Source organism: Sneathiella limimaris (genome assembly GCF_012932565.1).
Lineage (GTDB): Bacteria > Pseudomonadota > Alphaproteobacteria > Sneathiellales > Sneathiellaceae > Sneathiella > Sneathiella limimaris.
Genome location: NZ_JABBYJ010000003.1, coordinates 141561 through 154184, shown reverse-complemented (window position 1 = coordinate 154184; position 12624 = coordinate 141561). Strand labels below are relative to the sequence as shown.

Annotated in this window: 11 protein-coding genes; 7 read left to right on the top strand and 4 right to left on the bottom strand. The window is 46.5% G+C overall.

What is annotated here, in order from left to right:
* Positions 1 to 141 precede the first annotated feature (141 nt).
* A complete protein-coding gene (locus HH301_RS16410) occupies positions 142 to 369 on the bottom strand; it encodes a DUF1127 domain-containing protein (protein ID WP_169570129.1) in 228 nt (75 codons plus the stop codon).
* Between the two features lie 145 nt (positions 370 to 514).
* Here HH301_RS16410 and HH301_RS16405 point away from each other — a divergent pair, with 145 nt between their 5' ends.
* The 4 genes from HH301_RS16405 (at position 515) to msrP (ending at position 6082) form a co-directional block, all read left to right on the top strand.
* On the top strand, positions 515 to 1429 hold the full coding sequence (locus HH301_RS16405; protein ID WP_169570128.1) for a transcriptional regulator GcvA: 915 nt from the start codon (positions 515 to 517) through the stop codon (positions 1427 to 1429).
* A 150-nt stretch (positions 1430 to 1579) separates the two neighbouring features.
* A complete protein-coding gene (locus HH301_RS16400; RefSeq protein ID WP_169570127.1) occupies positions 1580 to 2782 on the top strand; it encodes a pyridoxal phosphate-dependent aminotransferase in 1203 nt (400 codons plus the stop codon).
* A gap of 207 nt (positions 2783 to 2989) precedes the next feature.
* Positions 2990 to 5017 carry an elongation factor G gene (locus HH301_RS16395; RefSeq protein WP_169570126.1) on the top strand — a complete coding sequence of 676 codons (2028 nt, stop codon included), beginning with the start codon at positions 2990 to 2992 and terminating at the stop codon, positions 5015 to 5017.
* A gap of 93 nt (positions 5018 to 5110) precedes the next feature.
* Positions 5111 to 6082, top strand: coding sequence for a protein-methionine-sulfoxide reductase catalytic subunit MsrP (gene msrP, locus HH301_RS16390; RefSeq protein WP_169570125.1), 972 nt, complete (start codon positions 5111 to 5113; stop codon positions 6080 to 6082).
* 786 nt (positions 6083 to 6868) lie between these two features.
* On the opposite strand, the gene HH301_RS16385 is transcribed toward msrP, so the two are convergent.
* The 3 genes from HH301_RS16385 to HH301_RS16375 form a co-directional block, all read right to left on the bottom strand.
* Entirely contained in the window at positions 6869 to 7759 is an 891-nt protein-coding gene (locus HH301_RS16385) for a LysR family transcriptional regulator (protein WP_169570124.1), read from the bottom strand.
* A gap of 131 nt (positions 7760 to 7890) precedes the next feature.
* A complete protein-coding gene (trxB, locus tag HH301_RS16380; RefSeq protein ID WP_169570123.1) occupies positions 7891 to 8835 on the bottom strand; it encodes a thioredoxin-disulfide reductase in 945 nt (314 codons plus the stop codon).
* 125 nt (positions 8836 to 8960) lie between these two features.
* Positions 8961 to 9881, bottom strand: coding sequence for a mitochondrial fission ELM1 family protein (locus tag HH301_RS16375; protein WP_206378392.1), 921 nt, complete (start codon positions 9879 to 9881; stop codon positions 8961 to 8963).
* Positions 9882 to 10094: 213 nt separating this feature from the next.
* Here HH301_RS16375 and HH301_RS16370 point away from each other — a divergent pair, with 213 nt between their 5' ends.
* From HH301_RS16370 to HH301_RS16360, 3 genes are all read left to right on the top strand, one after another.
* Positions 10095 to 10577, top strand: a complete 483-nt coding sequence (locus tag HH301_RS16370) for an Lrp/AsnC family transcriptional regulator (RefSeq protein WP_169570121.1) — start codon at positions 10095 to 10097, stop codon at positions 10575 to 10577.
* Between the two features lie 56 nt (positions 10578 to 10633).
* A complete protein-coding gene (locus tag HH301_RS16365) occupies positions 10634 to 12253 on the top strand; it encodes an acyl-CoA synthetase (protein ID WP_169570119.1) in 1620 nt (539 codons plus the stop codon).
* Between the two features lie 90 nt (positions 12254 to 12343).
* Positions 12344 to 12613 (top strand): histidine kinase, encoded by a 270-nt coding sequence (locus HH301_RS16360; RefSeq protein ID WP_169570118.1) that lies wholly within the window; start codon positions 12344 to 12346, stop codon positions 12611 to 12613.
* The last annotated feature ends 11 nt before the right edge of the window (positions 12614 to 12624 follow it).

Here is a 12624-nt window from a genome sequence, read left to right as displayed (position 1 = left end):
AATGAGCAGGTTGCCAACCGAAATCGACATTAATAAAATTTAAACGAAAAGAGGCGCCAGTTAAGTGACGCCTCATGCGGGGGTGCCATCTGAAGAACCAATGGACAGGAAGGTTTTTTGCTCCAGATGGCTTGGGAACTTTTAGGCTTGCCAGAAAGGCTTCCGGCATTCGTCTTGAACCATTGCAGATGTCAGACCCATATCTTCAAGGCTGCGTGAATCCAATTCAGACAAATTGCGGCGCATTTCGGAGCGTTCTTGCCATGTCAACACTGTACTTGCCAACGCTTCAAAGAAACTTGGCTTTGGTGCCTGAGGCTTAACTGAAAAGTGCCCTGTTTGCTTTGCATTGATCATTTTAGTAGACATGTTTAACTCCTTTCGTGTCTGGGAGCTCAAGATCATAAATCTCTTATCCGTTTCGATGATGCTGTTTTCGCAAAATTTATGCTTGAAGACAAACGATTGATTCTAATAAGATGGATTAGGAAAACTAAACTGAAATTAATCTGTCATGAAACTTCCACCATTAAATAATTTAAGAGTTTTTGAAGCTGCAGCGAGACATCTGAGTTTTTCCAAGGCCGCTGAAGAGCTTTTTGTCACACCAGCTGCGGTCAGCCATCAGATTAAAAGTCTTGAAGAGTGGTTGGGAATCCCCCTCTTTCGGCGCTTGAACAGGGCCGTAATGCTTACGGATGAAGGGCAATCTTATCTCGTGGGTGTGCGCGAAGGGTTAGAAGCTTTAAAAATTGCGACTGAAAAGCTGATGGCGCAGGGTAACAGTGGTTCATTGACTGTGAGTACCTTGCCGTCATTTGCTGCGCGCTGGCTGTTACCTCGCTTAAGTCGCTTTCAAGCGAAGCATCCCGAAATAAGTGTGAAGGTAGAGGCAACTGATATTCTCACTGATTTTAACAGGCAAAGTGTTGATTTGGTTCTGCGATATGGGTCCGGGAATTATCCTGGCCTGCACTCAGAACTTCTGTTGCAGGAAGACAGCTTGTTTCCGGTTTGTAGCCCAGAGCTTGTTAGTGGGCCTCACCCTTTGAAGACGCCTGCGGATCTTGCTCACCATACTCTACTTCATGATGACTTGCGTGTTGATTGGGAAACCTGGTTGAGTGCAGCAGGTGTTTCTGGTGTCGATCCGAAAAGAGGGGTTAGTTATAACGACTCATCCATGGTTTTGTCTGCGGCGATGGCCGGACAAGGTGTTGCGTTGGGGCGAAGCACGCTGGCGGCTGAGGATTTAAAAGCAGGACGACTTGTGAAACCTTTTGATATCGAACTTAAAGGGGATAGTTGCTACTACATAGTTTGCCCACTTGAGGCAGTTGGACGGCCGCAGATTGTTGCCTTTCGAAATTGGTTGTTTGAAGAGGTCGAAAATGACCCCGGTCGCTTCATGTTCGTCCCAGAAAGTTGACCATTTCATCAAGAGTGTTGCCAATCAGGCTTTTTCTAAAGGATTCTTGTAAAAACCAGTCCTTTGCTGTTGAAACATGGAAATTGTGGGCTTAGGTTTGCCACTGCAAATATTTTGCAGAAACAAAATTTAATTTTGAAAGAAAAGGTCATGTCGATTATTGCAGAAAGTCTGGGTCGCATTAAACCCTCACCGACAATTGCTGTAACAACTAAAGCTGCTGAACTTCGGGCTGCCGGACGGGACGTTATTGGTCTCGGCGCAGGTGAACCTGATTTTGATACGCCGGACAATATTAAGTCTGCTGCGAAAACGGCGATAGACGAAGGCAAGACCAAATACACGGCTGTAGACGGTATCCCTGAATTAAAGCAGGCAATTTGCGAAAAGTTCAAAAGGGAAAACGGATTGAGCTACGAGCCATCACAGGTCACTGTTGGCTCCGGCGGTAAGCAGATCATTTACAATGCGATGGTGGCAACTCTGAACCCAGGTGATGAGGTTATCATCCCTGCACCTTATTGGGTATCCTACCCTGATATGGTTCTTTTAGGTGGTGGTGAGCCGGTGTTTGTTGGTTCGAGCGCTGAAAATGGTTTCAAAATGAAACCAGAAGATCTCGAAGCAGCTATTACACCCAAAACCAAATGGCTGATTTTCAACTCCCCTTCCAACCCATCTGGCGCTGGATATAACCGCGAAGAGTTGAAAGCACTGACAGATGTACTGGTTAAGCACCCGAATGTCTGGATCCTGACTGACGATATGTATGAGCATCTGGTCTATGATGATTTTGAGTTTGTGACACCGGCTCAGGTGGAACCTTCACTCTATGACCGGACGCTGACAATGAATGGTGTGTCAAAAGCATATGCTATGACAGGCTGGCGGATTGGGTATGCTGCAGGTCCTCAGGAACTTATCAAAGCGATGGCTAAAGTTCAGTCTCAAAGCACATCAAACCCTTGCTCCATCAGCCAGTACGCTTCTGTTGAAGCGTTGAACGGGCCGCAGGATTTCCTTGCAACCCGGGCAAAAGCTTTTGAGGAACGCCGGGACATGGTTGTGCAAATGCTGAATGACGCTGAAGGGGTCTTTTGTCCAAAGCCAGAGGGCGCTTTTTATGTGTATCCATCAATCGAAGGATGCATTGGCAAGAAAACCCCATCAGGCAAGGTGATTGAAAACGATCTTGATTTCGTGAGTGAGCTTTTGGAAGCTGAGGGCGTTGCTGTTGTTCACGGCGATGCGTTTGGTTTATCCCCTTATTTCCGGGCATCATATGCGACATCTACCGAAGCTTTGAAAGAAGCTTGCACACGGATTCAAAAGTTTTGTGCAAGTCTTAGCTAAAGTCTTCTGCCAAAATCCGAAAAAGAAGCGGTCGTCGATTCGGCCGCTTTTTTTGTTTCTGGAAACAGTGTTTTACCTGAAAGAGTTTAAGTGTTCCCAAAATCTATAAAAACTCAACGGTTTGGAATCCCAGTTTAAAAATCTCTTGCATGGAACAAGAAACCTACAGAACATTAGGTTATTCTTACATTTATGAGGGAGGAGGATATGACGATGAAAAAGCCGTCTGGTCCTCGGAGTGTCGCGCTCGTCGGGCCATACTCCAGTGGGAAAACATCACTAATGGAGGCAATGCTCCATATTTGTGGTGAGATAAGCCGAAAAGGCAAGGTCGAAGAAGGTACAAGTATTGGCGATAGCAGTCGCGAAGCTAGAGATCGAAAAATGAGCGTTGAGGTCAACTCCGCTCATTTTTCTTTTATGGGGGATGAATTTTCAATTTTAGATTGCCCTGGCTCTATCGAGTTTCTTCAGGAAAGCCGAAATGTACTCGCGGGTGTGGATGCTGCAATTTTGGTTTGTGAACCGGACCCCGCCAGAAACATGACGATGCTGCCTATTTTGAAGATGCTAGAAGAAATGAATATTCCCACCTTTATTTTCGTGAACAAAATAGATCGCGCGAAAGGGAGCGTTCATGACTTGTTTCAGGCGCTGGAAGAAGTATCAGGTCGTGATTTGGTTCTGCGGCAGGTGCCAATTGTGAATGATGGCACGATTACAGGCTATGTGGATTTGGCTTCTGAACGGGCATATGTCTACAAAGATGGTCAGGCGTCCCGAATTATTGACATGCCCCCAGATGTTGCCGAGATGGAAGGGACTTCGCGGTTTACTATGCTGGAAACACTGGCCGATTATGATGACCATCTGATGGAAGAACTACTGGAGGATATTGAGCCAGAGCAGGAAGAGATTTACGAATTACTGCAGGCAGACTTGCAGCAGGGCTATGTGGTTCCTGTTTTTCTAGGGTCCGCTGCTTCGGATCATGGAGTGCGCCGTCTTTTAAAAGCGCTCCGACATGAGGTCCCATCCAACGCAGTTTCCGCAAAAAATCATCAACTTAACATCGCAGCCAATAAACCTGCGGCCCAGGTTCTAAAAACATACATATCTCCACAAGGGGGGAGGTTGTCTCTGGTTCGGATCTGGTCAGGAGATCTCAAAGATGGTGACAAATTCTTCTTAGGGCGACTTTCTGGCATGTACAAAATGATGGGCTCGGAGCTAGAGAAAATTACGTCAGCATCAGAGGGAGATGTTGTTGTTTTAGCAAGGCTTGATGATATTCAAACGGGTGAAATTTTTACAGATACGGAAAAATGGCAGGCCGCTCACGTGGCTCCATTGGAGCCTGTGTATGACTTCTCTCTTTCTGCGGAAAAACATGAGGAGGATGTTAAGCTTACAGCTGCTTTAACCAAAATGTCAGAGGAAGACCCCTCACTTCTTTCGGAGCACAGGCAAGAAACTCAGGAGTTGTTGCTAAGGGGGCAGGGAGAGATTCACTTGAAAGTGGCGCTGGACCGGCTGAAAAATAAATTCGGTCTCAATGTGACAGCCAAGCCTCCCAAAATTGCATATCGAGAAGCAATTCGAAAACCAATTGTGCATCACGCCAGATTTAAAAAACAAAGCGGCGGTCATGGGCAGTTTGGCGATGTGAAAATCGAGATTAAGCCTCTTGAGAGGGGTAAGGGGTTTGAGTTTCACGAAACGGTTGTAGGTGGTTCCGTTCCCAAGCAGTACATACCGGCAGTGGAAACGGGTGTGAAGGAGTATCTGGGTGAGGGGCCGCTTGGCTTCCCGGTTGTTGATATCTCGGTCACGTTGTTGGATGGTCAGCATCATGCTGTCGACAGTTCGGAAAATGCCTTTAAATCTGCTGCTCGGATTGCCATGAGTGAAGGAATGCCTAAATGCTCTCCCGTTCTCTTGGAGCCAATTTGCCGTGTTGAGATTGCCATGCCTTCTGATTACATGGCAAAAATTAATGGCATAGTCAGTTCTCGTCGCGGGCAAATTTTGGGTTTTGATAGTCGTGAGGGATGGTTTGGTTGGGATGTTTTGACAGCCTATATCCCGGAGCAGGAATTGAGGGATTTGATTGTCGATATACGTTCAGCCACGCAAGGAGTTGGGACCTACAGTGCAAGATTTGATCATTTGCAGGAACTGACAGGAGCGCTTGCGGAAAAGGTTGTTACCCAAAAAGATACTGAGCTTCACTGAAAGCTAGCCGGGTTCACAGACTGTTGATTTGAGTTTGATCCATGGTCGCACAATCCTGTTAGGATAGACAGGAATTGAAATTAGGTGCGCTAAATGTTGATCAAACTGAAGAAGGCCTGGGAGCTATCTGAAAATCATGTGCTGGATGAAAGCAAATATCTTAATCGGCGTGCAATTTTGAAATCGATGGGGATTGGAGGTTTGGCCGCAGGCGCAGCCTTTTCCCCCTTCGGGCGCCCAGTGTTTGCTGCAGAAGATCCAAGTGCCCATCTCTACCCTGTTGCCAGGAATCATGCTTATGTGGGTGGCCGGGAACTAACTCCAGAAAAAATCGCAACGACCTATAATAATTTTTATGAGTTTGGATCTCACAAAGAAATTCATACTGCTGCCCAGGCTCTAAAAATCCGCCCTTGGTCTGTGAAAATTGATGGGGCTGTTGAAAAAGAGATGGAAATCGACATAGATGATCTGTTGGCAAAAATGTCTCTCGAGGAGCGAATTTACCGGCATCGATGTGTGGAGGCATGGTCGATGGTGGTTCCCTGGAGCGGCTTTGCTCTAAAAGAATTTGTCAAGTTCGCCAAGCCAACATCTAAGGCAAAATATTTAGTCATGCAGACTTTTGAAGATAAGAGCATGGCAACAGGTCAGCGCCAGTTCTGGTATCCTTGGCCCTATACCGAAGGGCTGACAATGGCCGAGGCAACAAATGATTTGGCTTTTATGGTGACTGGATTGTATGGAAAACCATTGCCCAAACAGAATGGCGCTCCGCTGAGACTGGCTGTGCCTTGGAAGTATGGATTTAAGCAAATCAAATCCATTGTAAGATTTCACTTCAGTGAGACACGGCCTAAGAGTTTCTGGGAAGAGCTAATCGCAAGTGAATATGGATTTTGGGCAAATGTTAATCCAGAAGTGCCCCATCCCCGGTGGTCGCAAGCAACTGAACGAGATATTGCCACGAACAAGCGTATTCCGACCCAAATTTTCAACGGTTATGGTGATGCCGTAGCGCATTTATATGAAGGAATGAGCAAGCGAGAGCGGCTCTTTATGTAAAAAAAGTCAGCCCCTAGAGGCTGACAATTTTACAGGGTTGGCGCTTTTTAAAAAGCGCTGCCGATCCAACAGGGAGATATAAGACCGACTAAAATGAGGGAGTAATATTCGGGGGGAATGGTACTCAGCCCTCATGCTCAGTATATGGTTTTGCTTCGAAGAATTCCCATTAGTGAATTGACATGGCAGCTATGCAGTAGACTCATGACAAAAAAAGACCAGCCTCTTCGCAGAGGCTGGTAAGTCTAACAGGGAGGTATATCATCCGAGGATGATACGCTACTCGCAACTGGGAGGAAGGCGAGTAGCTGAGAATATCGATAAAGGGGGTCGATATTCTGATCAATGCTGCATTGCAACGTTGATGAATGGAATATAGGCAAATGCACTTTTTATTGCCACTCTTTTTTTTGCAGTGCACCCATGCAGTTACTGCATGGCTTCTCACAAGGTTAATGTCACTCCAGTTTGAAAGCCTAGTTCAGTATGGTTGAAAAAAAGAAGGCCAATCCTTGGGAGGAAGGATTGGCCTTAGCTAACAGGGGATGTCATGAGTGTGTCATGACGGCTGCTTGATACTGGGAGGAATACAAGCAGCAATGTTCACGAAACATATGGGAGACTGTCGTGAAACAGAGAGTGTTGCGTTGCAACAATCAATGCCCGTCTTTTAAGAGATCGCTCGGTGAAAGAGTAGTCGAATATTGTCAAAGCGGATATGCGCCAGGTGCATGGCTAAGCAATTATGGGACAATATGAGGTTTTTGTTGTTTTTGGGCCAAGTGCCTAAAAAACAGACTCTGAAACTTTGCGGATTAGGAAGTCCCGAAAAATCGTGACCCTTTTAGAGTTTCGAAGTTCCTCAGGATATACATAGTAAGCATCAAATTCAGGGCCTTCCAGTTCCGGCAAAACGCGGACAATTCCTTTATGGCCCTGTGTGATGTAATCAGGCAGGCTGCCGATACCCAGGCCGCTTTGAATAGCCAATAGGAGGCCATAAACGTTATTCACCTTGAATATGGGCTGAATATTTTCATCAACCTCTTTCAACATGTCGAGTATCCAATTAACACTCGCAATACTGGAGGGGGCTTCTTCGCCATAAACTAGGATTTTTCGATCAACCAGATCTTCAAGCGATTTCGGTGTCCCGTTTTTTTGAATGTATTCTGTAGAAGCATAGAGATGGTGCTTCACAGTCATCAGTTTCCGCATGATCAAGTCAGGCTGCACTGGCTCTCTTAACCGAATAGCGACATCAGCCTCTCTCATGGCAAGATCAAGTTCCCGATCTGCCAGAATAAGGTTGACCGTAATGTCTGGGTAGAGATCGATAAATTCCCTGATCCTCGGAGTTAGCCAGTTAGAACCCACTCCGACAGTCGCGGAGACTTTAATCTCCCCAGTTGGCTTGCTTTTGGTGTCTGCAAGCATCGCCTCGGTCATCGCTAGCTTTGCAAAAACCTCATGGGCTGTCTGGTAAAGGAGTTCTCCTTGCTCAGTGAGAAGCAAGCCTCTTGCGTGGCGGTGGAAGAGTGGCAGTTGAAGGCTTTCTTCCAGGGCACTAATTTGTCGGCTTACAGCTGATTGGCTTAAGTGCAAGGTTTCACCTGCGTGAGTGAAGCTGCCTGCCTCCGCAACCGCATGAAATATCCTGAGCTTATCCCAATCCATGGCTGTTCCGTGTTTTGTCCAAACCTTACATTAATCACCAATTGAATAATGTAAGGTCCAGATTCCGAATTCTGACAACCAAAATGGAATTTGATCTACAAAATCGGGGTTAGCGTGGCAAAAGTGTTACTTCATTCATGTTCAGCGATGAAGCGCTCGGCTTCGAGGGCAGCCATACAACCGGTTCCAGCAGCGGTAACAGCTTGCCGATAGATTTTGTCCTGTACGTCACCGCAGGCAAATATTCCGGGAATGTTGGTTGCTGTGGAATCAGCTGCGGTGAGGATATATCCCTCTTTATCCATGTCGATCTTGCCCTTAAAAATATCTGTATTAGGGCTGTGACCAATTGCTACGAAAACACCATGGACATCTAATTCAGACGTTTCATTTGTCTTCACATTTTTCAGACGGACTGAAGTAACGCCCAAAGGCTGTTCATCCCCTAGAATTTCATCGAGGACCGTATCCCAAAGCACCTCGATTTTGTCATTCTTCATCAAGCGATCGATCAGGATTTTTTCCGCACGGAACTCGTCACGCCGGTGGATAACGGTAACCTTTGAAGCGTGGTTAGTTAGATACAAGGCTTCTTCAACAGCCGTATTACCGCCGCCCACAACAAGCACTTCTTTGTCGCGGTAGAAAAAGCCATCGCAAGTCGCGCAAGCGGAAACGCCGAAGCCCATAAACTTTTCTTCAGATGGCAACCCGAGCCACTTTGCAGAGGCGCCCGTAGAAATAATTACGCTATCGGCAACGTATTTGGCTCCACTATCTGCTGTAGCCACAAAAGGCCGCGTGGAAGTGTCTAGATCGACAATGATGTCATAGTGGATTTCAGTACCAACATTTTTAGCCTGAGCTTCCATTTGCTCCATCAGCCAAGGGCCTTGAATTGGATCTGCGAAGCCGGGGTAATTTTCCACATCCGTCGTGATCGTAAGTTGGCCCCCCGGTTGAAGTCCATGGACCATTATTGGTTTGAGGGCTGCGCGAGCAGCATAGATAGCAGCGGTGCAGCCAGCTGGGCCGGAGCCAATAATCAATACGTTGGTTTTGTGTGTATCTGCCATCAAGAACTCCTTGGCCAAATTTTAGCTTCGATCACCCTTCAGAACTGCTTTATGTATTATGACCCTCAAAACCTTGCAAGAGGCATATATAGACAAAGTAGAGATAAGATTTCCCAAATGTTGTGTTAAGGACTAGGGCGATCTTGATATTTTTGTCGGACGATTTCCGCAACTCTTTGAGATTCCCGAAGAACTGGCTGGTCCCAGCTTGGGAGTGAACCTTCAAATGCCCGCGTATAATTTTGCTTCTTCATTCTGTCGTGAAAATAATTGAATTTTCGATTACCACCTTCTAGATCGAAAACAAGTGTTGGTTTGCCTGCGCTGACAGCCTCGCAGACCATGTTAACAGAATCGGCTGTTACGATTATGGCGTCAGCCTTTTCCAGAAATGCAAAGTAAGGATTGTCTCCGGACCCATCCCAAAAATAGTGGGGAAGTTTTGAGAGGGTTTCCTTTAAAGTCACCGTATTTTCATCGCCAGTCCGCCTGGAAGCGGTAACTAAAAAAAAGCATCCTGTATGTTGGTGAAGCTTTTTCAGATCATCGCATAGTTTTTTTACGACAGGTGCTGTCATCGAGTAGCACCTGTTACTGCCACCCACCAATACGGCAACAATCGGGTGAGGGACAGCCGGGATTATATCTGGAAATTGATTGCTCTCTGTTTTGAGTTTTTCAGGAGTTATGCGCGTTAGGGAACCCTCACTTACAATCACATTGGGTCCTCTTAGTCGGTCATGTTTGGGAACGATAACCAGATCGAAATGAGAAGGTGATGTATTTGGTGTTTGTATATGGACAGTGAAAGTTTTGCCCTTACTGGCTTTTTTGATCGCAATACTCATGGGAATGGCCTGACGACCGCATGAAATAAGAGTATCCGGCCAAGGGGGGGCCAGCTGATCACCATCAGTTTTTAGTTGCTGGAGCGGAGAAATCCAAAGCTGTGGTGGTAGCCAGCGCCAAGGCTTTTTTGTCTTTATCCGTTTGATTTCCGGATCAAGGCTCATGGCTTCCGCCAAACCGATGCACTGGTTTTCCATTCCAGCGCTTCCATCAGTGACAATCCAACAGGTTGGTATTTTGCGATTAGATCCCATTTAATCTCGGTGCTTGGCTTAGGTTTTTCCTGTTTGAACTATTCCTTTCAATTCTTTCAGGTCAAGAAATTTAATTACGTAAAAGGGTATAACAAGGCTTGGAGAATTACTCTCTTTGTAATATTATTGCGCAATACAGTTAGTTGGAGGCAATGTATGCAACGAGTAAAACTCGACGATATTGATCGGCGGATCCTGCATGATCTGCAAGAAAATGGCCGAATTACGAATGTGGAGCTTGCAAAAAACGCTGGAATTTCAGCGCCTCCATGCTTACGGCGTGTTCGGGCCCTCGAGCTTTCAGGTTACATTGAGGGCTATCATGCGCAATTAAATTCTGAAAATCTGGGGTTTGGCGTAACTGTCTTTGCACTGGTTGGATTGCACAGCCAAGCAGAAGCTGATTTGAGTGCCTTCGAAGAAAAAGTTCAGCATTGGGACATGGTTCGTGAATGTTACATGTTGGCTGGTGAAAATGACTTTATTTTGAAGGTGGTGGCGAAAGACTGGGATTCATACCAGCATTTCCTGACACATGAATTGACTGCGGCTCCGAATGTGGAACATGTGAAGACTTCTTTGGGGATTCGGGTCTCAAAGTTTTTACCGGGTGTCCCTGTAGATTTGGGTCAGGAATAAGACTTTTGGGGATTGCGTCCAATTAAAAATCTAAGCAATCGCGTTCTGGAGGAAGCATGAGCATCTATGAAGCTGGTTTGTCGGCGAATGCGGCAAACTATGAGCCACTTTCACCTATTACATTTCTCGAGCGTTCGGCGTCGGTTTATCCTAATCATACAGCGATGATCCATGGTGACTGGAGCTACTCTTATCAAGAGTTCTATGATCGCTGTCGGCAATTGGCGAGCGCTCTCAGCCAGCGGGGAATTGGGAAGGGGGATACAGTTTCCATTCTTGCCCCAAATATTCCGGCTATTCTGGAGAGCCATTTTGGTGTCCCGATGTGCGGTGCAGTTTTAAACGCTTTAAATACTCGGCTGGATGCATCAACGATCGCGTTTATTCTTGACCATGGCGAAAGCAAATTAATCATGGTCGATCGGGAGTTTTCAGGTCTGGTGCGTGAAGCGCTTCATATTGCAAAATGTGATCCTATTGTTATCGACATTGATGATCCATTGGCTACGACAGGCGAGCTGATCGGAGAAACGACTTATGAGGAATTTCTGGCGACAGGAGATCCCGAGTTCGATTGGACCGGGCCAGATGATGAATGGCAGGCAATCGCACTGAATTATACCTCAGGAACGACAGGCGATCCGAAGGGCGTTGTATATCATCATCGCGGCGCATATCTCGCAGCGACGGGGAATACACTGTCTTGGGGGATGGGAAAGCATCCTGTTTACCTATGGACTTTGCCTATGTTCCATTGCAACGGATGGTGTTTCCCTTGGACCATAACAGCTGTTGGCGGAACGCATGTTTGCCTTAGGAAGGTAGAGGCAAGCCCGATTTATGAGGCTATGGGTAAAAGTAAGGTAGACCATTTGTGTGGCGCTCCTATCGTTCTGTCCATGCTGATTGATGCTAGTGAAGACGATAAGAAGAAAGCTAATCCCGGTATTAAAGTCATGGTTGCTGCAGCACCGCCCCCCGCTACTGTTTTGGCTGAAATGGATCGTTTAGGCTTTGATGTTACTCATGTTTACGGGCTTACCGAATGTTATGGCCCTGCTGTTGTGTGTGACTGGAATGAAGCCTGGGATGAGAAATCCGTTGAAGACCGGGCTGCGTTGAAAGCCCGCCAAGGTGTTCGATATCATGCACTTGGTGGTCTCGATGTGATGGATCCTGAAACCATGGAGCCTGTTCCAAGGGACGGGAATACAATGGGCGAAGTCATGATGCGTGGAAACATGATCATGAAAGGGTATTTGAAAAACCCGTCCACCACGGAGAAATCTTTGAAAGATGGTTGGTTCCATACAGGTGACCTAGGGGTCTTGCATGAGGACGGGTATCTTGAACTTCGTGATCGGTCGAAGGATATTATAATTTCCGGCGGTGAAAACATTTCAACCATTGAGGTGGAGGGGGTGCTTTACAAGCATCCCGCCGTTTTAGATGCGGCCGTTGTGGCTCGCCCGGACGACAAGTGGGGGGAAACACCCTGTGCCTTTGTGACTCTGCGATCAGGTAAAGATGCAACAGAGGCGGAACTTATTGCTTTTTGCCGAGACAATATGGCCCATTACAAATGTCCTAAAACAGTTGTTTTTGATGAGTTGCCTAAAACATCAACAGGTAAGGTGCAGAAGTTTGTGCTTCGGGAGCGAGCGAAAAACCTTTAGTTGATTAGAACTGCTTAATTATAGGTTTCTTAACTAAAATGGGTGAAAGCTTAGCCGAGGAAACGTTTAGTGCTTTCTTGGGAGAAGCTGATGACCCACTTTTTGGTGACTGAAGAAAATCCAACTGGTCATAAGTTGGAAGACGTTTTGGGAATGGTTCGTTCTGACGTCATCCATAGATGTACTCGAATTACAGATGACGCCCGTCCTGAGGCACAGGCTGTGTTGTCCAATAATATGAGAGTACTGGCTTTACTGACTGAAGCGATTGATATTGCAACTGACAGCACTCGGATTTTGGATAAAGCTTTTGGTCCAAGCCAAGCTGGTAAAGGTGGTCCGCCGCGCATCGGAACGTGACGCGCGGCTGA